Genomic DNA, 24,477 nt, shown 5'->3' on the forward strand with positions numbered 1-24,477 from the left:
TTTCCCTTAAGTAAGTTGTAACCGCCACGTGCCCTCCCAATCTGTTCACCAGACGAACAGGAGAGAGCCATGACCAGATACATGACTGCCGGAGCAGCCGCTTTGGCCACGACCCTCGCCCTTGGAACGGCCGCGCTGGCCGATACCACGCCCGACCTGCGCGGCACATGGCTGGGGTCCTACACGACCGTCCAGCCCAGCCATTACTACAAAGGCGATCAGCCCCGGTTCAATCAGGCCGAATGGATGCTGGATGTGCAGCTTCAGGACGGCAACGTTTTCTGGGGGCACAGCAAATGGCGTCGCGATGGCGATGCCGACTGGAATGAATACGAGGCCACCGGCACCATCAGCCTCGATGGGACGGGCAGTATCGGCATCGTCGAAACCTCACCTCTGCTGATCGGCGCGAATGCGTTGATCGATGCGCGGTACGAAGATGGCAGGATTTTTGCCGATTTCCGTAGCCTGCGGACCGGAACGACCTACAGCACCGTTCTGGAACGTCAGGTGAACTGAAGCGTGTCCGGCCCGGGCGATTGTAGGGGGTAAGTATCGCTGCTGCGATTTTGACTGCGGCGGAGGTTAGTAGGTTGCCACGCGCGGGTCGGACCGCTTCTCAAAAACGGAACAATCGTCTCCACAGCGAGGAGACGGGCCGGGCGGCCAGTTCACCGCCTGCGACAGGATCCAGACCGCCCCGCGCAAGAATGCGGCGTTCCTCGGCGCGGGTCATCTGGATTTCGCGAACCTTCAGCGCGGCTTCGCGCGCGGTAACATAGCTGCCGTCCGGTCCCGGTTCCATTCCGGGGATGTTGCGTCCCCGCGACCACATCCCGCGAATGCCCGACAGCGGGTGTTTCCACCCGATCTCGTCATCATCCTGCAAATGCCAGATCCGCTTCGCCTCGGCGACCGAAACCAGAGCGGCCAGCGGTTTGCCGTGCCGGGTCAGAATGATCACTTCGCGCGGGTCCTGTGCACGGGTGACCAGAGCGCCCAAATTGGCGCGCGCATGGGAAATGGTGCAACGCATCGGCGAATCTCCGTATGTACGATTCGAAAGATTGGTGGTCCGAAAGTTGTACAAACCGTGCAATTTTCACCTAATGGAGCGTGCGGCAGCCTTTGCGCCTGCAGCATAGGGCGAAAATGGGGGCCTGGATCAAGTCTGAACATGTCCCGGTTCAAACATGCGTGGATTCGAAACTTCTCGGATTATCCACAAAGATTTCCCGTCAGATACTAACAGTTTATCCCCGTCTAATTTTCATGCTGCATTGCTATTTTCTTGTCGGATACAAGACGTAATGCAACAGTCTGAACACCACACAGGTTCTTCGGAACCGAAGGTGGGACGCAAAGGCCCGGGGGTCTTGGCAGAGAGACCGGATCTTAGGATTTGCGTTGAACTGCAATGGCTTACCGGTGGGTGATCAGCCGCATGCGGGTTTCGTACCCTACTCGGATGGCTACCTTCTCAAAAGGCCGATGCACGCTGTGATGTTCCTTCGGGCGCAAAGCAGCAGTCGCAGTCTCTTAGGGGGCTGGGGCAACTGGATCGGGGTGCCCTTCGGGGCGCATCGAACCGGTAAGGCGTCAGGAGTATCCGAAAGGATGCATGCAAAGACCGCGTCTGCGCACCTGACGCCTTTTCCTTTGCCGATTTCGGTTTCATACAGGCTACCACTCACCCCTGCCGAAAGGGACCGGGGCTCTTCTGCGTGTGCAAAAGAGCCCCGATTTAGCGTCAGATGATGCAGTGCCGCGTCTATGCACCTGTGAGGATAGGTTACTGCGGCCTGGTGCGTCTTTCAACCATATATTGATAATGGTTCCGCGCGTGGCGCAAAATAAGGTATGCTACAGGCTTTCCTGAACGTCGGTTGCTGCGCCCTGGATGGCATCTCCGGCTTTTTCGATGTCCTTGCCGGCGCCTTTTGCGGTTTCGCAGGCGGTCAGTGCAAACAGACTCAGGCCAATCAGAATTACGCGGATCATATTCGTCTCCTTAGTGCTCGATCATTTTTCGGTAGCACCTTTCTTCAGGCGGAGCCAGTTCTTAGGCTGGGGCCTCGCCGCAGAAAAGTTCGTAAACGACTTCGAGCATGCGGCGCGGACGTTCATCCGCCAGACGATAATAGATGGCCTTACCTTCCCTGCGAGGTGTCACCAGACCTTCAAGTCGCAGGCGGGAAAGCTGTTGCGAAACAGCGGCTTGCCTGGCGGACAGCAGCTCTTCCAGTTCCGTGACAGATTTTTCACCGGACACAAGGTGACACAGGATCATCAATCTGCCTTCGTGGCTAATAGCCTTGAGGAAATTGGATGCGCGCGTCGCGTTTGAGACCATGCGGTCAAAATTTTCTTGTGACATGTCTTGGGATAGCTGGGGAATTGCCATCGATTGTGTTCCTTGCAAACCCGTTGGCCGGGCGGTGTTTCCGTTACGTAAAGAGGTGTGAGAGTGAGCCCTTCAGTACACGTTTCGTACATTCATTTCTATATGTATGAATCAAAATAGCGTGATGTGTGAAAGGGGAGTTCGGATTGAATGTTCCCGAAACGCAAAGTGCATGTAATTCAACTGAAGGCGATCTGCGGATCAGCCCGGGAAACAACAGATGGTTCGCTTTGAGGATTGATCACGATCAACAATCGGTCAGCGTTCTCACTTGCCCCCCTTGCAGCCCCCCTTAGCCGACACTAAGACTCAGGTAACACTTGTTGGGATATTGTCCCGATCCATAGCTAAACAGGCAGGTTACGAATGTTCGATCCCGTAGAAACCTACATGAATACACTTGTCCCCATGGTCGTTGAGCAGACCAGCCGGGGCGAGCGCGCCTATGATATTTTCTCCCGCCTGCTGAAAGAGCGGATCATATTCATCAACGGACCGATCCATGATGGGATGAGCCATCTTGTTGTGGCGCAATTGCTGCACCTCGAGGCGGAAAACCCGAACAAGGAAATCTCGATCTACATCAACTCGCCTGGCGGAGTGGTGACCAGCGGTTTGTCGATTTACGACACAATGCAATACATCAAGCCGAAATGTTCCACATTGGTTATCGGTCAGGCGGCCTCGATGGGGTCGGTTCTGTTGGCCGGGGGCGAGAAGGGAATGCGCTTTTCACTGCCCAACAGCCGCATCATGGTGCACCAGCCCAGCGGCGGATACCAGGGCCAGGCCAGTGACATCATGATTCACGCGGCTGAAACGCAGAAGCTGAAGGATCGCCTGTATGACATCTACGTACGTCACACCGGACAGACGAAAAAGGCAGTCGAAAAAGCGCTGGATCGTGACAATTTCATGAGCCCTGAAGAGGCCAAGGAATGGGGTCACATCGACGAGATTGTCGAAAACCGAGCGAAAATGGACACGGAAGAGGCCTGAGGCCAATACCCGGCGTCACCGGCGCGGGGGTCATTTTGAGATTGTAGCCGCCAGAGTGCTGGCCTAAGCTGCACACACAGGTGTAAGCGCCCCCGAAAAGGGGTGCAGGGACGAAGCCCGAAAGGTAGATCATGGCGACGAATTCAGGCGGCGATGGGAAAAACACGCTCTACTGCAGCTTCTGCGGCAAAAGCCAGCACGAAGTCCGTAAGCTGATCGCAGGCCCCACGGTTTTCATCTGTGATGAATGTGTTGAGCTGTGCATGGACATCATCCGCGAGGAGACCAAGGCCAGCGGGCTGAAGTCTTCTGACGGTGTTCCGACGCCCAAGGATATCTGCGAAGTACTGGACGATTATGTAATCGGTCAGGCCACCGCAAAGAGGGTTCTGTCGGTTGCCGTTCATAACCATTATAAGCGTTTGAACCATGCTCAGAAAGCGGGCAGCGATATTGAACTGTCGAAGTCGAATATCCTGCTGATCGGCCCGACCGGTTGTGGTAAAACGCTGCTGGCGCAGACACTGGCGCGCATTCTGGACGTCCCGTTTACCATGGCGGACGCGACTACGCTGACCGAAGCCGGGTATGTGGGCGAGGATGTCGAAAACATCATCCTCAAGCTGCTTCAGGCCAGTGAGTACAACGTCGAACGTGCACAGCGTGGCATCGTCTATATCGACGAGGTTGACAAGATTACCCGCAAGTCCGAGAACCCTTCGATCACGCGCGACGTGTCGGGTGAGGGCGTGCAGCAGGCTTTGCTGAAACTGATGGAAGGGACAGTGGCCAGCGTCCCCCCGCAGGGTGGTCGCAAGCATCCCCAGCAGGAATTCCTGCAAGTGGACACGACGAACATTCTGTTCATCTGTGGCGGCGCATTCGCGGGTTTGGACAAGATCATCGCGCAACGCGGCAAAGGTTCGGCCATGGGTTTTGGCGCCGATGTGCGCGACAATGATGACCGCGGTGTCGGCGAGATATTCAAGGAACTGGAACCCGAGGATCTGCTGAAATTTGGCCTGATCCCGGAATTCGTCGGTCGTCTGCCGGTTCTGGCGACGCTTGAGGACCTGGATGAAGACGCGCTGGTGACTATCCTGACCAAGCCCAAGAATGCATTGGTCAAGCAATACCAGCGTCTGTTCGAACTGGAGGATGTTGAACTGGCCTTTACGGATGACGCCCTGAAGGCAATCGCCAAAAAGGCCATCGAGCGCAAAACCGGTGCGCGGGGTCTGCGGTCGATCCTGGAAGATATTCTGCTGGATACCATGTTCGAACTGCCTGGTATGAAGAATGTCAGCGAAGTTGTTGTGAACGAAGAGGCGGTCATCTCTGACTCGCAGCCTCTGTTCATCTATACCGACGCTGCACCGGAGTCGGCATCGGCCGGATAAAATCGGTCATCGATCGCGGCTGTGGTTCGGTGTGCTGAATCGGTTGAGGGGGCTCTGCCCCCGCCACCAAATGAGAACTTCCCCCGCGGTACTCCCAGCCAAAAGAAGCCGGGGATTTCCACCTGGAAGGTTTGCGCGTGCAAGTATGTACAACTCCGGCGGTTTCCCAAGCGGGTAAGGTGAATGGTCATGACGCTTAAACGCATTCCCTCTGGTGGTGAGTTCGAAGCAAAAGTCGGGTACTGCCGTGCAGTGATCGCAGGCGGATGGGTTCACGTCGCCGGTACCGTCGGGCAGGGTGAAGACGCGGTTGAACAGTGCCGATCAGCCCTCGCGACAATTGAGAAGGCTTTGGCAGAGGCTGGCGCAGGCTTTCACGACGTGGTTCGGGTCACTTACATGTTACCCGATCGCAGTGAGTTTGAGCCGTGCTGGCCGATCCTGGCCGAAACTTTCGGAGCCAATCCTCCGGTGGCGACAATGATCGAATGCGGTTTGATTGATCCGAAATACAGGATCGAGATCGAAGTGACCGCCTTTCTGTCGGAGTGACGCAGGTGGTATCAGGGGCACTGGACCTTGGCGGGCCTTTGGTCCATACCTTTCTTCGACGAAATGCCGGAGGCACCCGATGGGAATCCTGAACAGTCTTTTGCGAGCTGTGACCTGGTGGAATGGGTCGACTTTGAACACTCAGATCTACACTGCGCGCAAGGGCGTGAAAGTGGGCGAAGACAATGAAGGCAACGTGTTTTACCGCAATGCCGACGACAGCAGGCGTTGGGTTATTTTTAATGGTGAGGCCGAAGCCAGCCGGGTTGATCCTGAATGGCATGGTTGGTTGCATCGCACTTGGGACGAGCCTCCGACGGATAAACCGCTGTCGCATAAATCCTGGGAAAAACCACATCAGGAAAACCTGACCGGCACCGCGCTGGCCTATACTCCTGCCGGGTCTCTGCGTCGTGCAGAACCGATGGAGCGTAGGGACTATGAGGCTTGGAGCCCAGAATAGACGAGGCAAAAATGTCGACCCATAACTGGACCGAAATTCTTGTCGGCGGCGTCGTATTGGCCGGTGCCGTGGCATTTGGCGTTTATGCCAGTCAATCGACGGGCTTGTCGCAAGGTACCGCTGGATACGAACTGGGCGCGTCGTTCAGATCTCTGGAAGGGGTAGGCGTCGGCACGGATGTTCGCCTTGCCGGTGTCAAAATCGGAACCGTGACGGGTGTCAACCTCAACCCGGATACCTACCGGGCGGACACGACCTTCACGATTGCGGACGGCATTCTCGTGCCGGACGACAGTGCCATTGTCATTTCGTCAGAAGGTTTGCTGGGCGGAAACTTCGTCGAGGTAATGCCCGGCGGCTCGCCGTTCTTTTTTGATCCCGGCGATGAGATCGAGGATACCCAGGGCGCGGTCAGCCTGATCTCGCTTCTGGTCAAGTTTGTCGCCGGAGACGGCAGCGAATGATACGCGTCGCGTTTCTTGCCTTGTTGCTTTCCGGCACTGGTGCGGCCGCGCAGCAGAATGTTCAGTCTGGACCCGGGGCACTGTTGCGGGGCCTCGACAAGGTGAATGGCCAGACCGTCGATGTTGAATTGCAGACCGGCGAGACAGCAGCGGTTTTTGGGCTGGATGTCGCCTTGGGGGATTGCCGTTATCCCGTTGACAATCCAACGGGTGACGCTTTCGCCTATCTGACCATCTGGGAGAGCGGAAAGGCCGATCAGCTGTTTGACGGTTGGATGATCGCGACGTCCCCGGCTTTGAATGCGCTGGATCACGCGCGTTATGACGTTTGGGTCATACGGTGTATTACACTCGCTGCGGACTGATTTAGCGGCGCTGTGAAATCGGCGCTGAAGTTCAGGGCTTCTTCCAGCTCTTTCTTGTAGACACCGCGCGGAATTTCGATCGCCCCCAAAGAGGCCAGATGTGCGGTTAGAAACTGCGTGTCAAACAGACGGAACCCGGTTTGCCGCAGACGGTCCACAAGATACGCGAGGGCGATTTTCGAGGCGTCTTTGCGCCTTGAGAACATGCTTTCGCCAAAGAAGCCCGCGCCCAGGGTCACGCCATAGACGCCCCCCACCAGCGCGGTGCCTTCCCAGACTTCCAACGAATGCGCATGACCGGTTTGGTGCAGCTGACGGTAAAGGTCGTGCAGCTGGGCGTTGATCCAGGTATCGGCCCTGTCGGCGCAGCCGTCGACGACGCCGGAAAAGTCCTGGTCGATTGAGATGTCGAACCCGCAGTTTCGAATACGGCGTGCCAGGCTTCGGGATATGTGAAATCCGTCCAGTGGAAAGACGCCCCGGAACTTGGGATCGACCCAGAACAGGTCGGGGTCATCGCGATGCTCGGCCATCGGAAAGATACCGATGGAGTATCCATGCAGCAAAAGTTCGGGGGACAAGCTCATGTCAGGTATGAGTCAACCGGGGGGCACGGGCCCTCCGGTCCTTGGTGACTACTGTTCCATATTCTCCGCAAGCCAGCGCTCCAGCCAGTGGATGTTATAGTTGCCGCTGCGCAGATCGGGTTCCTGCAACAGGGCGTGGAACAGAGGGACAGTGGTGTCTATGCCGTCGACAATCAGTTCTCCCAATGCGCGTTCCAGTCGGGCCAGCGCTTCTGCCCGGTCGCGACCCTGCACGATCAGCTTGCCGATCAGAGAGTCGTAGTAGGGTGGAATCGAGTAACCGTCATAGAGCGCCGAGTCCATTCGAACCCCCAAGCCACCCGGCGCATGATACGCGGTAATCTTGCCGGGACAGGGCGAGAAATTGGGAAGCTTTTCGGCGTTGATCCGAACCTCGATGGCGTGGCCGTTGATTTCCAGATCGTCCTGACCGAACGACATCGGTTCACCCGCGGCGACAAGGATTTGTTCGCGCACCAGGTCGACGCCAAAAATAGCTTCGGTTACCGGGTGTTCCACCTGAAGACGAGTGTTCATCTCGATGAAATAGAACTCGCCATTCTCATACAGGAACTCGATCGTGCCGGCGCCGATATAGTTGATCTTGGCGACCGCGTCGGCGCAGACCTTGCCGATCTTGGCGCGTTCTTCGGGCGTGATGGAGGGACCTGGGGCCTCTTCGAATACTTTCTGGTGCCGCCGCTGTAGAGAGCAGTCACGCTCGCCCAGGTGAACGGCCTTGCCTTTACCGTCGCCAAAGACCTGAATCTCGATGTGGCGCGGCGTGGTCAGGTATTTCTCTATATAAACCTCGTCATTGCCAAAGGCGGCTTTGCCCTCGGCACGCGCGGTCATAAACGCGCTTTCCATCTCATTCGCGTTCATCGCGACTTTCATGCCGCGTCCGCCGCCACCTGCAGTGGCCTTGATGATGACAGGATAGCCGAATTCCTCACCGATCTTCTTGGCGGCCGCAAGATCAGGCACGCCACCATCAGATCCTGGAACGCAGGGCACGCCCAGAGCCTTCATCGTGTCCTTGGCTGTAATCTTGTCGCCCATGACGCGGATATGTTCCGCTGTGGGGCCGATGAAAGTAATGCCGTGATCTTCGACGATCTGCACGAACTCGGCATTCTCGGACAGGAAGCCATAGCCGGGGTGGATCGCCTGCGCACCGGTGATTTCACAGGCCGAGATGATCGCGGGCACTGACAGGTAACTCTGGGGGCTAGGCGGGGGGCCGATGCAGACCGATTCGTCAGCCATGCGCACATGCATCGCGTCGCTATCCGCGGTGGAGTGGACGGCAACCGTCTTAATCCCCATCTCGCGGGCGGCGCGGATGACGCGCAGGGCGATCTCGCCTCGGTTGGCAATCAGGATCTTGTCGAACATGGGCCCGCCTTACTCGATAATGACCAGAGGGGTGCCGAACTCCACAGCGTCGCCATCGCCGACCAGAACACGCTTGATGGTACCCGATTTGGGTGCGTGGATGTGGTTCATGGTCTTCATTGCCTCGACGATCAAAAGAGTGTCACCTTCGGAAACAGAAGCGCCGACCGAAATGAACGCAGGTGCGCCGGGCTCGGGCTGCATGTAGACGGTACCAACCATAGGGGAAGTTACAGCGCCGGGGTGGCTGGCCGGATCTTCCTGAGCGGCAGGAGCTTCCGCCACGACGGGGGCCGCTGCAGGGGCGGGTGCTGCTGCAGGTGCGGCGACCTGAACTGGCGCGGCCGCGACTTGTGTTATACGGCTGACGCGGACGTTCAGGCTGTCTTCGTCGCCATACTCGCGCTTGACCTGCAGTTCGGTCAGATCGTTGTCGCGCAGCAACTCGGCCAGAGCTTTGATGAATGCCACATCCGCTTCGTGTTTGGTGTCTGTCATGAGTATCCTCGACGGTTCCCCTTTGGCCCGTCTGTTTCTTGCGGGCTCTGATCAAATTACGCAGGGTTATAGGCTAAGCGGCGGTGCATGAAAAGCGTCGACTCGCACCATCACAGGCGGGAATCTCGTATAATTTAAAGGGGCGGACAGGTTACAGAGGCATCCCTGACAATTTGGCGACCAGCTCAGGTAATTTGCGGGCCCCGAATTTCTCAAGCAGGCGGGCGCGATAGGCTTCGATTGTGCGATAGCTCAGCCCCAATTCCACGCCGATTTCCTTGGCGGACAGGCCGCGGCAGGACAGGATCGCCACTTCGCGTTCTCGGACGGTCAATTCGACAAGGGGACGTTCTTCCGAGATGTCGGAAAAGCTCCAGATTCCATGCAGGAATGGGTCATCCGGTGTCAAGGAACGGCCACGGGCGCGGCACCAGAACAGATCGCCATTGCGTCGGCGCATGACGCGCTCATCCGTGTAGTACCCGGTGTCACGCATCACTTGAAGGCTGCGTTCTCCGATCCTCTCCCAATCAGCAACCGACGGGTAAAGATGCAGCAACGGCATGTTGCGGTAATCGGTTTCTTCACCACCAAAAGTGCGGGCGAACTGCAGATTGCAGCGTTTGATGATCCGGTTTTCCAGCTCAACCAACCCGATCGGGGCATATTCAAAGGCGGGGTCACTCATTTGCCTATCGTGCCGGGAAACCACGCGGAATTGAAGGGGAGATGCGGTTTATTGTGACTGCTGATGCGCTGCTGATGTGTCATGGTTGTTGCGGTTTTTGTTAAGGGTGTAAATGCGACTTGAAAACTTGTGGGTAAACTACAGAAACACATGATATGTTCTGAAAACAGGCGACCGAACCCTGGTCAGGAGAAGCCAATCATGCGCGATATGTTGACAGGAAGCCGCATCCGGGAAAGACGGCAGATTGCCGGGCTTCGGCAGGCAGAACTTGCGCGCCTGGCCGGGATATCGGCGTCTTATCTGAACCTGATCGAACATAACCGCCGAAGGATTGGTGGCAAATTACTGGTGGACATAGCGTCTGCACTCTCTGTTGAACCTTCTGTCCTGACCCAGGGGATTGAGGCAACCCTTGTGACGGCGCTGCGGGAGGCGGCGGATGATGCCGTCGGGCAGCAGGCCGAAGTGGACGGGCTGGAGGAATTCGCCGGGCGTTTTCCCGGGTGGGCCGGGGTTCTTGCACAGATGCACCGCCGGGTTGTTTCGCTTGAGCGGAATGTCGAGGTCTTGTCAGATCGCCTGACGCATGACCCTCATCTTGCGGCATCAATGCACGAAGTGCTGTCCACAGCGGCCGCGATTCGTTCAACAGCGGCAATTCTTGCAGACACAAAGGACATCGAAGCCGAGTGGCGGGAGCGATTTCACAAAAACTTGCATCAGGATGCAGAACGACTGGCCGGCAGTTCCAAGGCGCTTGTAACCTTTCTGGACGAAAGTGATTCGTCAGTTGATCCGCGCGGTGTTCCGCTTGAAGAGGTCGAAGCCTTCTTCGAATCCCGTAGGTACAGTTTTTCGGAACTGGAACAAGGGGAAGACGTGGATGCTGTTGATCTGAGCAGTCTCAACACGTCGGCTGCCCGAATTGTGGCGCGTGAAATTCTGGAGATGTATCGCGATGATGCAACTGTGTTGCCGCTGGATGCACTCAGATCGGGTCTGCAAGAAGACGACGCGGATCCCATCGCGTTGGCCCACCGTTTTTCCGTAGACGTCGCCACCATTCTCAGACGACTGGCATTTTTGCCCGAGGATGTGTTGCCGCAACCTGTTGGTATGGTGCTGTGCGATGCGTCCGGCAGTATATTGTTCATCAAGCCGATTCCGGGTTTTGCGTTGGCGAGGCATGGTGAGGTTTGCCCCCTATGGCCGTTGTTTTCGGCTTTGAGTCGTCCGCTTGTTCCTGTTCGCAAGCAAGTTGTCCAGATGGGCCGGACACCAGCTGAATTCGAATGCTTCGCCTATGCCTGGCCTTATGCTGTATTGGGGTATGATCAGAATCCCGCCTACCGCTCGGTTATGCTGGTTCGTTCGGTCAACGAAACAACAGGTGATGCACCGGTTACGCGGGTCGGGTCGAACTGCCGCGTCTGTCCCAGCAATGCGTGCAAGGCCCGCCGCGAGCCGTCGATTTTGAGCGAAGGCTTTTGACACTTTCCCGGCAGAAGGCTTAGTCTAAAAAGGACCGGTCTCGGGATGGAGGAACGGTCTTGGGGAGGAACTGAAAATATGAGCCGCAAGGTTCTGTTGATCGAGGACGAGCCGAACATTGCCGAAGCAATCCGGTTCCTGCTGACCCGCGAGGGATGGCAGGTCGAAACGCATGGCGATGGAGCGGATGCGGTTCAGGTGATCCAGGGGGCACAACCCGACCTGGTCATTTTGGACGTCATGCTGCCGGGTAAGAGCGGCATGGATATTCTGCGGGACATCAGAGAGATGGAAGAACTGGCAGGTTTACCGGTTTTGATGCTGACCGCGCGCGGTCAATCGCGGGACAGGGAAATGGCGGAAAACGCAGGTGTCAGCCGTTTCATGACCAAACCGTTTTCCAATGCCGAAGTTCTGACGGCTGTGCGCGATCTTCACGCGCAGGCGACGCGAATATGATGACTGGCGAGGGCAACAAGGATAAACCACAGGTCACACGGCCCTCGCTTTTTCTCGAACGTCAAAGCTATCGCCGACGCAGGCTAACGGATGCAGCGCGGCTTCTACCTTTTTTGGGGGCGGCTTTGCTGGCGCTTCCGTTGCTGTGGCCCGATCAATCCAGTGGGGGTGCGGCCGTCCCTTTGTCTTCAGCGACTTATTACATTTTTGTCTGCTGGGGCGCGCTGATCCTGGTCGGGTTGGTTTTTGGCATTGCTGCCCGCCGTTTAGGCGCGCGCGAGGATCGAGACGCGGACGCTCAGTGATGGCAACCATTAACACGCTGATCCTGGTCTGCCTTGCCTATGTCGTTTTCTTGTTCGCGGTAGCTTTCGCGGCTGACCGGATGGCCTCAGCACGGCGGGGAACGTGGTTGCGGTCTCCCCTGATATATACGTTGTCACTGTCGATCTATTGCACTGCCTGGACATTTTACGGCGCGGTGGGCAATGCCGCGCGGTCCGGTTTGGAGTTTGTCACCATCTATCTCGGCCCCACTCTGGTAATGGTCAGTTGGTGGTGGGGGTTGCGCAAGCTGGTGAGAGTCGGACGTAGTCAGCGGGTGACCTCCATCGCAGACCTGCTGTCGTCACGCTATGGCAAGTCAAACACATTGGCCGTGTGTGTGACCGTTCTAGCCGTGCTCGGCGGGACGCCCTACATCGCGCTCCAGTTGCAATCGATTACCCTGTCATTTTCGATATTCGCCGAAGCCGATCCATCAGGCCTGTATCGCGAGGGGTCCAGCGTTTTCTGGGTCGCCGCGGGGCTGGCCGTGTTCGCAATTCTCTTCGGTACGCGCAATCTGGACGTGAACGAGCGTCACCACGGCGTCGTCACGGCCATTGCCGTTGAAGCCGTGGTCAAACTGTTTGCTCTTATCGCCGTGGGCGTTTTCGTAGTGTGGGGTATCGCTGGTGGCGTTGGCCCGATGATGGAACAGATCGATGCCTCGGAAATCGGACAGTGGAATGTCGATGCCGGTCGCTGGACGACTTTCATTTTTCTGTCCGCCGCGGCCTTTATCTGTCTGCCGCGCATGTTTCAGGTGATGGTGGTTGAAAACGATGACGAAAGTCATCTGAGAACGGCTGCCTGGGCGTTTCCGCTCTACCTGCTTTTGATGAGCCTGTTTGTCGTGCCAATTGCCGTCGTTGGTCTGGATCTGTTGCCAGAGGGGGCCAATCCCGACCTGTTCGTGCTGACCGTACCGTTGTCGCAGGGCAATGACTGGCTGGCGATGCTGTCCTTTATCGGTGGGTTTTCGTCCGCAACTTCGATGGTTATCGTTAGTGCAATGGCCTTGTCGACGATGGTGTCGAACCATGTGGTCATGCCGATATGGCTGAACACGCATGAAGGAACAGGGTCAGTCTCGGGCGATGTGCGAAGCATTGTTTTGATAGCGCGCCGTGTTTCCATCGCCGTGATCATGGCATTGGGTTACTTTTATTATCGGTTGTCCGGCGGTGGTGCGGCACTGGCATCGATAGGATTGATTGCCTTTGCCGGCATCTCGCAGATTCTGCCTGCTTTGGTCGGAGGGCTGTTCTGGCGCGGAGCAACCCGTACAGGGGCACTGATCGGGCTGAGCGTCGGTTTCATATTGTGGATTTATACGCTGTTGTTGCCAGGTATGGGCGCACCGTGGATGCCAGAGGCTGTAATGCAGAATGGGCTGTTCGGTCTTGCCTGGTTGCGTCCTCATGCTCTGTTCGGGATCGAAGGGATCGACCCGATGGTCCATACCGTGATGTGGTCTCTGTCCCTCAATACCATTGCATTTTGCGTGGCGTCCCTGCTGAGCTTTCCCAGCCCTCTGGAGCGTTTGCAGGGCGCGCAGTTCGTCAACGTTTTCGATCATTCGGTTTCACCGGGCGGCTGGTCCGGTTCGGTGGCGCAAAGCGAAGACCTGATGATAATGACTCAGCGTATTCTGGGCACCGCTCCGGCGCAGGAGTTCTTCCAGGCTGAGGCTGAAAAACAGGGTGGCCGGTCACACATGCCGGAACCAACCCCGGGTTTCCTCAACCGTCTAGAGCGAGAGTTGAGCGGGTCGGTCGGAACCGCCACGGCACATGCGATGATCGCTCAGATCGTGGGCGGGTCTTCGGTTTCGGTTGAAGACCTGCTTGCGGTGGCGGATGAATCGGCGCAGCTTCTGGAGTACTCAGGGAAGTTGGAAGAGAAGTCGTCCGAATTGTCCCGCACGGCGCGCCAGCTGCGTGAAGCAAACACCAAGCTCACTCAGATTTCCGAGCAAAAAGACAGCTTCCTGAGTCAGGTCAGTCACGAATTACGTACGCCGATGACCTCGATCCGAGCTTTTTCCGAGATCATGCGGGATACAGAGGGCCTGAGCCGAGAGGAACAGACCCGCTATGCCGCAATCATTCACGATGAGGCCTTGCGCCTGACCCGGCTTCTAGACGATCTGCTGGACTTGAGCGTGCTCGAAAACGGGCAGGTCAATCTGAACCTCAGCGATGACAGTTTGCGTTCGGTTCTGGACCGCGCAGTGTCCAGTGCGCTGGCTGGAGCGGAAAGGAAAATCACGGTCCGGCGGACTCTTACGGCAGAGCGAATGTCCCTTCATACGGATCTGGACCGGTTGGGGCAGGTGTTCATCAATCTGATCTCGAACGCGCAGAAATACTGTGACGCGGAAGAACCGGTATTGGTCATATCAGCCCACGACGTCGGCGGGAGGGTTATCATCGATTTCATCGATAACGGCAGCGGTATTCCACCCGGGGCGCGGTCGATGGTGTTCGAGAAATTTGCCCGAGTCGGGGTCGACAAGGCAGGGGGTGCAGGTTTGGGGTTGGCGATTTGCCGAGAGATCATGCAGCGGTTGGGCGGCGAGATCACGTATCTGCCCGGGCAGGGCGGCGCGGCATTCCGGGTAAGCATGCCCTTGGCGTTCCAGCAGGCTGCGCAATGACCTCGTCGTAAAGAACTTCGTAACGCTCGGCGGGGTAAACCAATAGTCAGTTATTGGAACAACTGGTGATCGGGCGCCATGTCACAAACCGTCAGCGCCGCTTTGGCGCGCAAACTGTCTGTTGGACGAAAAGATTTAGGCGATCGTCCGCGTTCGGTTCTGCGGGCGCTGCGCTTGGGGTTTGCGCGGGCAGCAAGCGATCGATTGAACCTTCCCTTGGCTGTCATCGGTGCAAAGCAAGTCAGCGGCTCTCAGGATGATCTGGTGGAATCTGTCGGTCAGGATTGGCTGCTGTTGGTTTTTGATGGACAGGAGGGCCGCGCTGCGATTTGCTTGAACCCGCACGTAGTGTCCGCCATTGTACAAACCCAGACCATCGGTGAAGTACTGCCCGGAGGTCCCGAACCAAGGGTGTTTACAGATACGGACGCCGCCATGGCGGCGCCATTTATCGAATCCGCGCTGACTCTGTCCGCCGGCTTAATAGTCGCTGCGGACGAGCGGATTTGTCTGACAGGATATGAGCTTGCCGCACGTTCGGAAGATGCGCGCGGCTTGTCTTTGGCCATGTCTGCAGACGCGCACCATGTCTTTGATCTGACGGTTGATCTGGCCAACGGGGTGCAGCAAGGACAGATATCCATTTTCCTTCCGGATCATCCTGCTGCGCCGGACAAAGTTGATGAGGTCACGGAAACGGCCGGTCCGAGGATTGCGCTATCATCGGGTGTTGTTCGGGCGGAACTGAACGCCGTTTTGTGCCGGATGTCGCTGCCATTGTCCGATCTGTCAACGATTCAACCCGGTAGTGTTTTGCCACTACACGGGGCACGTTTGGACAGAACTGAGATATTGACTATCGGCCGAACGCCAACGGGCATTGGTCGCCTTGGTCAGTGCGGCGGCTTGCGAGCTGTTCGATTGAACGAACATGCGGCTCTACCCGCCTTGTCTGGGGCTGATACGCAGGAGTTTATCGAGAGCCGAGGGAGAATGCAGCCGCACGACTACCTGGCCGAATCGGTTTCCAATGCGGTGGATGTGATGCCTCCGGCAACAGGGGGCGAGGGTTTGGAACTGGCAGACAACGATCTGTCACTGAACGATTCCGAACGGATGGTCGCGGAGATTTCGCAACTGGCTGGTCTTGACGCTGCCGACACAAATACCGACGCCGAATAAGGTTTAGTCCGCCCTGTTTCGGAATTGCTCCAGTGCGGGGCGCAGATTTTCCAGTTGATACCCGGCATTTGTCGTAGCGGTCAGAATGTCGTCCGTGCTCATGCGGTCGCACTGACCAAGGGCCCAGACCACCGAACACCGAGTGCCCGAGGCGCAATAAGCTAAAACCGGACCATCGCAGCTTTCTGCCAGTTCGCGTTGCCGCCTTGCATTCTCGGGCGTCATGGTCTGGTGTGTCAGTTCCAATACTTCGTATTCCATACCAGTGGCACGAACGGCCTCACCGATTGCGTCGGATTGCATGATCGCGGGAACTTCAACATCGGGCCGGTTGCAGATCACCTTGACGAAGCCCGCCTCGGCAATTGCCGGGACGTCTTCTACCGTGATCTGCGGCGAGACAGCATAGCGGGTCGTGATCGGTCGAATCTCCATATCAGATCCTTAGGCCGCGTTTGCGGCTCTGTCCAGTTGAGCGCCAAGCGTAGGCGCCATGAACATGCCGGCGACCATCGCAATCAGAAAGACCAGGCCACCCAACCCACCATAAGTCAACGAGGCCATAGCTGGTCCGGGGCAAAGCCCGGCCAAGCCCCAGCCCATCCCGAAAAGGACCGAACCAACGATAAGCCTTTGATCAACCTCGGGCCTTGCAGGAGGCGGAAAATCGTCCCCGGTCAGGGCTTTGCGACCGATTGTCAGCCTCCACGCCACAAGCATCGGCAGGATGGCACCACCCATCACAAAGGCAAGGGTCGGGTCCCAGTTTCCGAATACATCCAGCCAGCCCTGAACTTTGGTCGTGTCCGTCATACCTGAAATCAACAATCCGGCACCGAACAGGGATCCGGCAAGTAATGCAATGATAAGGCGCATCAGATCAGCTCCCAAACATGGCGCAGCAGGACGAGGGTCACGCCCCCAGCTAGGATATAGAATACGGTTGCCACGATGCCGCGCAGAGAAAACCGCGAGATGCCGCAGACCCCGTGACCCGACGTGCAGCCATTGGCGATACGCGTTCCGACGCCGACAAGAAGCCCGGCCAGAACAACAAGACCCAGATTGCTGGTAAGATGCGTTTGGGCCTCGGGAGCGATCAGTGGCCGCAGCAGGAGCGGCATACCGATCAACCCGGCAATGAAGGCCAGGCGCTCGGGCCACGTTCCGCCGGCCTCACCGTCGACAAGGCCGCCCAAGATACCGCTTGCACCCATGATCCTGCCATTTCCAAGTAGGTACACGGCTCCGCCCAGGCCAATCAGCAGACCGCCGCACAGCCCCCAGATCCACTCGATGTTCATGTGGAGTTATCCTTTTTGATCGATTTGACTTGCGTCAGATTTTGTTCACCGGCAGCTTCAGAAAGACATCGCCTTGATCATCGGCCGGAGGCATTTGACCCGCCCGCATATTGACCTGCAGAGAGGGCAGGATCAGACGTGGCATGGCCAGTGTGGCGTCCCTTGCGTCACGCATTTCCACGAATTCTTCGATACTGCGCCCTTGTCCGATATGAACATTTAGCGCTTTCTGTTCACCTACCGTCGTTTCCCACGCGTATTCATCACGGCCCGGCGCTTTGTAATCATGCCCGACATAGATGCGTGTTTCGTCTGGCAGCGACAGGATTTTCTGGATCGATTCAAACAATTTCGCTGACGACCCTCCGGGAAAATCACAGCGGGCTGTGCCAAAATCTGGCATGAACAGCGTGTCTCCTACAAAGGCGGCGTCGCCTATTACGTAGGTCAGGCAGGCTGGGGTATGGCCGGGGGTGTGCAGAACATCGCTTCGCATCTGGCCGATGTGAAAACTGTCACCCTCCGAGAACAAGGCGTCGAACTGGCTGCCATCGCGCTGGAACTCGGTTCCTTCATTGAAAACTTTGCCGAATGTGTCCTGCACGGTGACGATCTGAGCGCCGATTCCGATTTTGCCACCCAGTGCCTGTTGCAGATAGGGGGCAGCTGACAGGTGATCTGCGTGAACGTGGCTTTCCAGTATCCACTCGACCTTTAAATCGTGCGCGCGCACATAGTCGATGATTGCGTCAGCCGATTTTGTCGCCGTGCGCCCCGAGGCGTGATCGAAATCCAGAACGCTGTCGATGATGGCGCAGGCACGTCCCTGCGGCTCATGAGCAACGTAGGACACCGTGAAGGTCTGATCGTCAAAAAACGCTTTCACAGCGGGTGTCATGATTTCCTCCGTATCGGTTACCATATATCATATATGCAAAATGGAATGTGATGCAACATCGAAACTGCATTTGATGCGGGTCAAGGCATTCACGATTAAATCAGATTAAACTTTAACCCATCCGCGCCGGATTGCCGAAATTACAAATGCGTTGGGCAATATCCCGCACAAGGTGAGGTTATTATTATCGGGTCTTATTCCCGTTACCTAAATCTGGAATACTGACGACACTTGGGAGGGTATTATGACAACAAAAAGTCTTTATTCCGAAGCTGAACAGCTTGAACAAAAGCTCAGGAACGCGTCCCTTGATACGCGCTTGGCGCTTCAACCAAGTGTGAGCAAGGTTATTGACCGTATGAGGCAGGAGGGGATGCAAGTGCCGTCCCGACTGCGTCGTCTGGATGCGGCCTTGTGCGAAGACGCCATCGAAGCGTTGTTCGATAACTTGCCGGTTTGAGTTGGGCGGTCATCCGAAGGATATTCCGAGGATGACCAGCATCAATCCAAGCACTGACAGGAACAAAGAAGCCAGGTTCCAGGGTAATACGCCCTGTACGACAGCGCGCAACTCGTCGTCCGACAGACCGGCCTTGCGCGCCTTCATCACGCGAAGAATGCACCAAACCAGACCGGCAAGCCCGGCCAGTGAAAGGGCCGCACCGCCCCAGGTGATGAATTCGAACATGATGCCCTGCATTTCCTCGCAAACTCCCTCTGCGCTTAGCGGATCGGATCCCATCGTACAAGTGCGCTAGTAGATTGGGTGCTTGCGACCCGGGCGGCGGCATTGTATCCGGCATCCTGCACCAGACTTCAGCCTTTGGGAGAGACGCGTATGGAAGTCATCATCGAAGATCAGGCCGCGGCCAACTATCGCTTTATGGCAGGCGAGCTGCGTCAGTTCATCGAGTGGTTTGAGTGTCTGAATGCAGAGAAAAAGCGCCGGACGGAACAACACAAAGAAGTCATGGCTGAAGCCAAGTCGCGCGGCCACACCCATCACTGGAAAACTGTTTTATATACGTGACGACAAAGACTTAAGACGAATACAAGTAGTTCAAACTGTATTCTCTTGGCGGTGATGGTCCAGAATTAGGAAGATAAAGATGAGCATGTCTGAAGAAGCAGAAGCAAGTTACAAGGTCACCTCTGGGGAACTGCGCCAATTTGTAGAGCGTATCGAGCGCCTGGAGTTGGAAAAGAAAGACATCGCGGACCAAATAAAAGAAGTGTATTCAGAGAGTAAGTCGCGTGGCTTCTTTTACCACCAATAATTTGTTGTCTTACTTTAAAGACAATAAGTTACGAGAGATACACGTGTCCTGAAATGTGTTCTCTGTACCCGGATAAGCGCAGCGAAAACTAATGAGGTAAATGATGGAACAGGAATCGGTTCAAGATAGCTACAAGGTTACCGCCGGAGAACTGCGGCAGTTCGTAGAGAGAATAGAGCGCCTTGAGATGGAAAAGAAGGATATCGCGGATCAGATCCGTGAGGTCTATTCTGAAAGTAAGGCACGCGGCTACGATCAAAAAGCGCTGAGAGCAATCGTTAGCCTCAGAAAAAAAGACAAAGACGAAATCGCAGAACAAGAAGCTGTGCTGGAGATGTACAAAGAAGCGTTGGGAATGACCTGACGCTGAGTTGGGAGGTGGCACCGGTGTCATCCGGGTATATGTTTGTTATTTAGGCACTTGGATCGGGTAACTCTCGCACCTCAACTCGACTCACAGCGTCATAAAATAAGTCGAACGCTACGCTTGTTAGGAATTCCAGCCCTACTACGTCGATCCCGCGCTGCCGTTCTAAAGCCTACGCTTGTTTTGGAAGCGCTCGATCCGAGCCTTGGCAATGTCTAAAACCTCGATACTCGGAGTTTGATCCGGAAAGTTGGCATAGCCTGCTCCAGCAAAAAGCAAATAGGCTGCGGCGTCGTAGACTGTGGCGGCACTTACTTAGTCCGCAAAGCTGCTCAGACTCATTGTGCCATCATTTCCTTTGATTTAGCCTCGCCAGTATATCAAATCATCAGTTCGCTTCGCCCGCATCACGCCTTTGTACTGCGAAGAAGTATTTCGTTTCGGTTTTCGGTTGCGCATCACCGCCTGTCGACCGACCCGGTACTCCAAGTTGCTCAGTCTACAATCGAAACTGATCTTGTTCTTGAAAGATACGTGTTTGAGATCGTCTACAGTTTTGCCCGGGGTTGCGAGCGTCAGCACCAGTCTCAGGAGGGCAATGCGGCGACCCCCAATATCGGCAACCGCGTAGATGTGTTCGGGTTGAGCCCGAACGGCAAACCACCGATATTGCGAAACAACACCAGCGAACTGACGACCAACTATAGCGGAAAGCCCTCGCGTTGTTGGGACCATCGCCAAGTCATCTGGTGCCAATCCGTGAACGGCGGGTACACTTGTCCCAATACTGTGGCTATGTTCTGGATGTCATCCGGCAATGCATAGAGCAAGCCCGGGATCGTACTGATACCACGAAGAACGACGTCGTGAGTGCACTGCGTTTGTTTCAGCTTTGACGCGGTGCCGGTAGGCGTAACCCAAGCCCCTAAGGTCTATGGCGTTCCTGCTAAAGGAAGGAGCGTCGACCATTCAGCAGCAAAGTTTGAATTCGCTGGCGAACTCTTGACCTCGAAACAAACTATTTTGGCTTTTCATTTCGTGAACACACCTCCCTCAAGCCAACAACAGAACTTAAGGGAAAGCGATGAACACGCACATAGAGTTAGTCAAACTTCTGATTGATACGGTCGCCAAAGGCAACTTGGTCCTCAGTGAAGAGAACGGGCGAGTTCGTTTTGAACTCCGTTTCCAAACCTGCTCGATAAAGGGAGCACTGATTACGCGGTGGGATTGGTCTAACGCTCAAGGACGGCCTGGGTTGATGTCGATTATCGAGCGAGTCGAGATTGAGTGTTCGCAGACTACCCATTTAGAGTTGTTCGAATGGTCCCGGAAAGTCGAGGGGGTGGTATACGACCTTCTGCAAGAGCGCTTAACGCCTGAACGATTGTGCACGTTCGATCCGGACTACGGTTGGATGCTGACGGCGTTCAATTCACCAGGTCTCCATGTTCGTGACGAGGCTGCTGCATATTCCTCCGTCTAAATCGGAGGGGATAACGGATTTCATCTTTCATCCGCAATCGAATGCGCAAGACTTTAATTTGCACAACTTTGGGGAGGCGTTGCTTCACCTACGCGGCTCCATCGAAGTTTCAACGACCTCGTAGTTGCGCGCATTGTACCGAGGCAAATTGAAACGAAGATTCCCGCTATATGTTATCACTCACATCGTTGCTCCTGAATTCGAGCGTCTCAAGCGTAGTCGTTTAGTCCGAAGAAAAGGTAGATTTATATTCAGATTGGATTGAGTGTTAGGGTGCAGTCACAACAATGTACCCGCACCTTCAAGCAAAGGTGCTCTTGGATTTTGGGGGAGCGAGTGATCGAATTTTACAAATCTATCTTGAGAACTACGGGACATCGTCAGGTGGTCAACATTTTGCTGTCGCTGGCCATTGCCGCCCTGGCGGCGTTTCCACTGAACTACCAGAAGGAAATCGTGAATGGTCTGACCGAAAAGAACATAAGCCCCGGAGGCTTGCTGTGGCTTGGTACCGCTATGGGCGCGGTGATAACCCTGAGTCTCGCGCTGAAATGGGTGCTGGGGTATCTTTCGAGCGTCCTTGGCGAGGACATGATCCGCAAGCTGCGCAAGCGTATTTGCAATCTGTCTCGCGAAAACCCAGGGGGTTCCGAGAAAGTTGCCTATGGTGCCAAAGCAACAATGGTGTCGGCCGAAGCGGAACAAGTAGGAAAATTCTCTGGTAGCGCTCTGTCTGAACCCATCGTACAAGCCGGAACCCTTGTTGTGATTGTTGGGTATATTGCGGCCAATCAACCCTCTCTGGGGCTGATTGCAATTGGCATGATTATCCCTCAGGTGTTTATTGTTCTTCTCGTTCAGACGCGCGTGAACTCCCTTGTGTCAGACAGGGTTCACACATTGCGCAAAGCCACCAACTGGCTTGTTGACCCTGATCGCTCGGCCGCGGAGATCATTCCCAAATTTGACGAGATCTACGATACCCGTTCCCGGATATTCGTCTGGAAGCTGTCTTCGAAATTTGTACTAAGCGCCATTAACGGAGCCGGGACGGTGGGGGTTCTTGTCGTGGGCGGTTGGCAGGTCCTGGAAGGCAATACGGATGTCGGCACAGTCGTCGCCGCCACCGTAGGTTTGACACGTCTTCAGGGCCCGACGCGGCAGCTGATTGCCTTTTATCGACAGGTCAGTGCAACAGCTGTGAAGTTTGAACTGCTGCGGGAAGCAGGCGTGGATATGGCTGACGCGACCACCTGAAATTTGCACGCATGGATGGACGCCCTATCGTTTGAAGGGGGTAGTATAATGACGAATGAAGCCGGATTTGTGTTCGCTCTGATTGCCGTCGCGGGTGTGCTGATGGCAAGCAACCGTGTTCGCTATGACTTCGTTGCCTTGATAGTTGTTCTTGCGCTTGCCCTCAGCGGCACGCTGACAATTGGGGAGAGCCTATCGGGCTTTGGGAACAGCGTTGTAATCCTTGTCGCCTGCCTTCTTGTGCTGGGCGAAATGTTGGATAGAACCGGCGTTGCTCGCGCAGTAGGGGACGCCATCATGCGGCACGGTGGTCGTGGTGAAACTGGATTGCTGGTGCTTATCATGATCAGCACGGCGCTTCTGGGGAGCGTTATGAGCTCGACAGCCGTCGTAGCAATTTTCATACCGGTCATTCTGCGAATTGCTCAAGAAACGGCAAACGACAAGGCTCGTTTTTTGATGCCGATGTCCTATGCCGCGTTGATAAGTGGCATGCTGACCCTGATCGCCACGCCTCCGAACCTTGTCGTCAGTGATGAGTTGGTCGCGCAGGGATACCAGCCTTTCGGTTTGTTCTCCTTCTTTCTGATCGGTGCGTCGGTTCTGGTTGTTGCAGTCCTGTTTGTCTTGTTTTGGGGCCGCTACCGGTTGAAGACCAAGTCGACCCCTGATGAACAGGAGTTCGCAATTTCCGGAACGACGCTTGCAGGTATGTGGGAAACCTTTGGATTGGATGTACATTCCGCGACTTTCAGGGTCACTGGCAAGGTACTCTCAGAGGACGTTGACAAGCTGACGGGAAGTGGCACGGCAATACTCGTTCGACTGAGGCCTGGCGCCAAAGGAAAGTACCTTGCAGCCATGTTTCGTGAAGGTATGGAACTGCTACCGGGTGACATAGTTTTCATTCGAGGAGCCCAAGACGCACTGGCGGACTTATCAACCAATGCGTTGTTTGCCAAAACTTTGGGTTTTCAGAAATCAAGCGCTGTTTGGATCGATCAGTTGGGTCTCGCGGATGTATTGATCCACCCCGAAGCTGCTGTGATTGGTCGACAAATGCATGATGCACCCGGGTTCGAAACCAAAGGGATTGAGATAGTTGGCCTGGTGAGAAACAGCGAGCCCGTCGAAAACCCCAACACTACAGTTTTGCAATCAGGCGATCGCCTTATGCTTGCCGGATCATGGGAAGACTTGGATCGTGCGGTTGAAAGGCATGATATGTTGGTGCTTCTGTCGTTCCCAAATGAGCGGACATCCGTCCCACCGGCTGCTACGGGATTTTGGGCTGCGATTGCCATCATGGCCACGATGGTTGCCCTGACGGTCTCAGAACTCGTCTCAATAACTACTGCAGTACTGATGGCCGCGGTAGCGGCAGTCTTGCTTCGCACGCTTTCCGCCGAAGACGCCTATCGCGCCGTAAAGCTTCCAAGCCTCGTTCTTATCGCCGGGATGTTGCCACTTGCTGACGCGCTGCAGGCTACGGGCGGATCGGACATAATCGTTGACCAACTGCTTTACCTTGTCGGAGAAGCCAGTCCGCGCGCAGTCATGGCGGCGATCTTTGTTTTAACGGCCCTATTGGGCTTAGTCCTATCCAATACTGCCTCTGCGGTACTTGTTGCGCCGATTGCTATTTCAGCCGCCGAAGCACTTGGGATTTCGCCATACCCAGTTGCGCTGTGTGTTCTGATCGCTGCATCCGCGTCTTTTTCGACTCCGATCTCAACACCTGTGGTCACATTGGTCGTTGCACCCGGGGGGTATAGTTTTGCTGACTTCCTCAAACTCGGTGTGCCACTCACAATTCTGACCGGCACTGTCGCGGTGGTCATCGCTCCAATGCTGTTCCCTTATTAACGGTTTACTCCCTAGGCTCTAGACTCATTGATTTACAGCCAGAACAGCACGGTGGCTGCTAGAGCGATGGCCGACAGGAAGACTTT

The 24,477-nt window shown here is 55.8% G+C and carries 29 protein-coding genes and 1 pseudogene; 18 read left to right on the plus strand and 12 right to left on the minus strand.

What is annotated here, in order from left to right; genetic code table 11:
• Positions 1–69 precede the first annotated feature (69 nt).
• On the plus strand, positions 70–519 hold the full coding sequence (locus AC2FLP_RS13285) for a hypothetical protein (protein ID WP_496683961.1): 450 nt from the start codon (positions 70–72) through the stop codon (positions 517–519).
• 100 nt (positions 520–619) lie between these two features.
• On the opposite strand, the gene AC2FLP_RS13290 is transcribed toward AC2FLP_RS13285, so the two are convergent.
• The 3 genes from AC2FLP_RS13290 to AC2FLP_RS13300 form a co-directional block, all read right to left on the minus strand.
• On the minus strand, positions 620–1,036 hold the full coding sequence (locus AC2FLP_RS13290; protein ID WP_496683958.1) for a type II toxin-antitoxin system Phd/YefM family antitoxin: 417 nt from the start codon (positions 1,034–1,036) through the stop codon (positions 620–622).
• 827 nt (positions 1,037–1,863) lie between these two features.
• Complete coding sequence (locus tag AC2FLP_RS13295; protein WP_117869646.1) at positions 1,864–2,001, minus strand: entericidin A/B family lipoprotein; 138 nt, start codon at positions 1,999–2,001, stop codon at positions 1,864–1,866.
• Positions 2,002–2,062: 61 nt separating this feature from the next.
• A complete protein-coding gene (locus AC2FLP_RS13300; protein ID WP_496683956.1) occupies positions 2,063–2,404 on the minus strand; it encodes an ArsR/SmtB family transcription factor in 342 nt (113 codons plus the stop codon).
• A gap of 366 nt (positions 2,405–2,770) precedes the next feature.
• Here AC2FLP_RS13300 and AC2FLP_RS13305 point away from each other — a divergent pair, with 366 nt between their 5' ends.
• From AC2FLP_RS13305 to AC2FLP_RS13330, 6 genes are all read left to right on the plus strand, one after another.
• Positions 2,771–3,403: an ATP-dependent Clp protease proteolytic subunit gene (locus AC2FLP_RS13305; protein ID WP_117869644.1), complete on the plus strand. Its 633-nt coding sequence runs from the start codon at positions 2,771–2,773 to the stop codon at positions 3,401–3,403.
• A 131-nt stretch (positions 3,404–3,534) separates the two neighbouring features.
• The gene (gene clpX / locus AC2FLP_RS13310) at positions 3,535–4,803 is read left to right on the plus strand and encodes an ATP-dependent Clp protease ATP-binding subunit ClpX (RefSeq protein ID WP_117869643.1); all 1,269 of its coding nucleotides are present in this window, start codon (positions 3,535–3,537) and stop codon (positions 4,801–4,803) included.
• Positions 4,804–4,992: 189 nt separating this feature from the next.
• Positions 4,993–5,355, plus strand: a complete 363-nt coding sequence (locus AC2FLP_RS13315; RefSeq protein ID WP_117872810.1) for a RidA family protein — start codon at positions 4,993–4,995, stop codon at positions 5,353–5,355.
• Between the two features lie 79 nt (positions 5,356–5,434).
• Positions 5,435–5,818: an NADH:ubiquinone oxidoreductase subunit NDUFA12 gene (locus AC2FLP_RS13320; protein WP_299898731.1), complete on the plus strand. Its 384-nt coding sequence runs from the start codon at positions 5,435–5,437 to the stop codon at positions 5,816–5,818.
• Positions 5,819–5,829: 11 nt separating this feature from the next.
• Positions 5,830–6,282 carry an outer membrane lipid asymmetry maintenance protein MlaD gene (gene mlaD, locus AC2FLP_RS13325; protein WP_117869641.1) on the plus strand — a complete coding sequence of 151 codons (453 nt, stop codon included), beginning with the start codon at positions 5,830–5,832 and terminating at the stop codon, positions 6,280–6,282.
• Entirely contained in the window at positions 6,279–6,647 is a 369-nt protein-coding gene (locus tag AC2FLP_RS13330) for a DUF2155 domain-containing protein (protein ID WP_117869640.1), read from the plus strand. Before mlaD ends, AC2FLP_RS13330 begins: the two co-directional genes overlap by 4 nt.
• Here the strand turns inward: AC2FLP_RS13330 and aat are convergent.
• The 4 genes from aat to AC2FLP_RS13350 all read right to left on the minus strand — a co-directional run bounded on the left by aat (position 6,602) and on the right by AC2FLP_RS13350 (position 9,818).
• Positions 6,602–7,234, minus strand: a complete 633-nt coding sequence (gene aat / locus AC2FLP_RS13335; protein WP_496683951.1) for a leucyl/phenylalanyl-tRNA--protein transferase — start codon at positions 7,232–7,234, stop codon at positions 6,602–6,604. The two genes, AC2FLP_RS13330 and aat, sit on opposite strands and share 46 nt — an antisense overlap.
• Positions 7,235–7,282: 48 nt before the next feature.
• Positions 7,283–8,632, minus strand: a complete 1,350-nt coding sequence (gene accC / locus AC2FLP_RS13340; RefSeq protein WP_117869638.1) for an acetyl-CoA carboxylase biotin carboxylase subunit — start codon at positions 8,630–8,632, stop codon at positions 7,283–7,285.
• Between the two features lie 9 nt (positions 8,633–8,641).
• Entirely contained in the window at positions 8,642–9,130 is a 489-nt protein-coding gene (accB, locus tag AC2FLP_RS13345; RefSeq protein ID WP_117869637.1) for an acetyl-CoA carboxylase biotin carboxyl carrier protein, read from the minus strand.
• Between the two features lie 151 nt (positions 9,131–9,281).
• Positions 9,282–9,818: a LuxR C-terminal-related transcriptional regulator gene (locus AC2FLP_RS13350; RefSeq protein ID WP_496683947.1), complete on the minus strand. Its 537-nt coding sequence runs from the start codon at positions 9,816–9,818 to the stop codon at positions 9,282–9,284.
• A gap of 201 nt (positions 9,819–10,019) precedes the next feature.
• On the opposite strand from AC2FLP_RS13350, the gene AC2FLP_RS13355 reads away from it, so the two are divergent.
• The 5 genes from AC2FLP_RS13355 (at position 10,020) to AC2FLP_RS13375 (ending at position 15,936) form a co-directional block, all read left to right on the plus strand.
• The gene (locus AC2FLP_RS13355; RefSeq protein ID WP_496683945.1) at positions 10,020–11,312 is read left to right on the plus strand and encodes a helix-turn-helix domain-containing protein; all 1,293 of its coding nucleotides are present in this window, start codon (positions 10,020–10,022) and stop codon (positions 11,310–11,312) included.
• Positions 11,313–11,390: 78 nt separating this feature from the next.
• Entirely contained in the window at positions 11,391–11,771 is a 381-nt protein-coding gene (locus AC2FLP_RS13360) for a response regulator transcription factor (protein WP_117869634.1), read from the plus strand.
• Positions 11,768–12,076, plus strand: a complete 309-nt coding sequence (locus tag AC2FLP_RS13365) for a hypothetical protein (protein ID WP_496683942.1) — start codon at positions 11,768–11,770, stop codon at positions 12,074–12,076. The genes AC2FLP_RS13360 and AC2FLP_RS13365 overlap by 4 nt, the downstream gene beginning before the upstream one ends.
• Positions 12,076–14,754, plus strand: coding sequence for an ATP-binding protein (locus AC2FLP_RS13370; protein ID WP_496683939.1), 2,679 nt, complete (start codon positions 12,076–12,078; stop codon positions 14,752–14,754). The genes AC2FLP_RS13365 and AC2FLP_RS13370 overlap by 1 nt, the downstream gene beginning before the upstream one ends.
• Before the next feature lie 78 nt (positions 14,755–14,832).
• Positions 14,833–15,936, plus strand: a complete 1,104-nt coding sequence (locus tag AC2FLP_RS13375; RefSeq protein ID WP_496683936.1) for a FliM/FliN family flagellar motor C-terminal domain-containing protein — start codon at positions 14,833–14,835, stop codon at positions 15,934–15,936.
• 3 nt (positions 15,937–15,939) lie between these two features.
• On the opposite strand, the gene AC2FLP_RS13380 is transcribed toward AC2FLP_RS13375, so the two are convergent.
• The 4 genes from AC2FLP_RS13380 to AC2FLP_RS13395 are packed head-to-tail and all read right to left on the minus strand — an operon-like array spanning position 15,940 to position 18,138.
• Positions 15,940–16,371 (minus strand): protein tyrosine phosphatase family protein, encoded by a 432-nt coding sequence (locus AC2FLP_RS13380; protein ID WP_299639769.1) that lies wholly within the window; start codon positions 16,369–16,371, stop codon positions 15,940–15,942.
• 9 nt (positions 16,372–16,380) lie between these two features.
• Complete coding sequence (locus AC2FLP_RS13385; protein WP_299639766.1) at positions 16,381–16,812, minus strand: DUF6691 family protein; 432 nt, start codon at positions 16,810–16,812, stop codon at positions 16,381–16,383.
• Entirely contained in the window at positions 16,812–17,240 is a 429-nt protein-coding gene (locus tag AC2FLP_RS13390; protein ID WP_117869629.1) for a YeeE/YedE family protein, read from the minus strand. Before AC2FLP_RS13390 ends, AC2FLP_RS13385 begins: the two co-directional genes overlap by 1 nt.
• A gap of 34 nt (positions 17,241–17,274) precedes the next feature.
• Positions 17,275–18,138 carry an MBL fold metallo-hydrolase gene (locus AC2FLP_RS13395; RefSeq protein WP_117869628.1) on the minus strand — a complete coding sequence of 288 codons (864 nt, stop codon included), beginning with the start codon at positions 18,136–18,138 and terminating at the stop codon, positions 17,275–17,277.
• Positions 18,139–18,382: 244 nt separating this feature from the next.
• Between AC2FLP_RS13395 and AC2FLP_RS13400 the strand changes: the two genes are divergently transcribed.
• Positions 18,383–18,598: a hypothetical protein gene (locus AC2FLP_RS13400; protein WP_117869627.1), complete on the plus strand. Its 216-nt coding sequence runs from the start codon at positions 18,383–18,385 to the stop codon at positions 18,596–18,598.
• Between the two features lie 9 nt (positions 18,599–18,607).
• Here the strand turns inward: AC2FLP_RS13400 and AC2FLP_RS13405 are convergent, their stop codons facing one another.
• Positions 18,608–18,826, minus strand: coding sequence for a hypothetical protein (locus tag AC2FLP_RS13405; protein WP_117872808.1), 219 nt, complete (start codon positions 18,824–18,826; stop codon positions 18,608–18,610).
• A 150-nt stretch (positions 18,827–18,976) separates the two neighbouring features.
• On the opposite strand from AC2FLP_RS13405, the pseudogene AC2FLP_RS13410 reads away from it, so the two are divergent.
• The 5 genes and pseudogenes from AC2FLP_RS13410 to AC2FLP_RS13430 all read left to right on the plus strand — a co-directional run.
• A pseudogene (locus tag AC2FLP_RS13410) lies at positions 18,977–19,135 on the plus strand (GapR family DNA-binding domain-containing protein); the annotation flags it as partial.
• 112 nt (positions 19,136–19,247) lie between these two features.
• On the plus strand, positions 19,248–19,415 hold the full coding sequence (locus AC2FLP_RS13415; protein ID WP_496683930.1) for a DUF2312 domain-containing protein: 168 nt from the start codon (positions 19,248–19,250) through the stop codon (positions 19,413–19,415).
• A 103-nt stretch (positions 19,416–19,518) separates the two neighbouring features.
• A complete protein-coding gene (locus AC2FLP_RS13420) occupies positions 19,519–19,779 on the plus strand; it encodes a DUF2312 domain-containing protein (RefSeq protein ID WP_170516978.1) in 261 nt (86 codons plus the stop codon).
• A 1,873-nt stretch (positions 19,780–21,652) separates the two neighbouring features.
• Positions 21,653–22,525, plus strand: a complete 873-nt coding sequence (locus tag AC2FLP_RS13425) for an ABC transporter ATP-binding protein (RefSeq protein WP_496683928.1) — start codon at positions 21,653–21,655, stop codon at positions 22,523–22,525.
• 48 nt (positions 22,526–22,573) lie between these two features.
• The gene (locus AC2FLP_RS13430) at positions 22,574–24,391 is read left to right on the plus strand and encodes an SLC13 family permease (RefSeq protein ID WP_170516981.1); all 1,818 of its coding nucleotides are present in this window, start codon (positions 22,574–22,576) and stop codon (positions 24,389–24,391) included.
• Positions 24,392–24,477: the final 86 nt, after the last annotated feature.

It is taken from the genome of Ruegeria sp. CDSA141 (assembly GCF_059612005.1).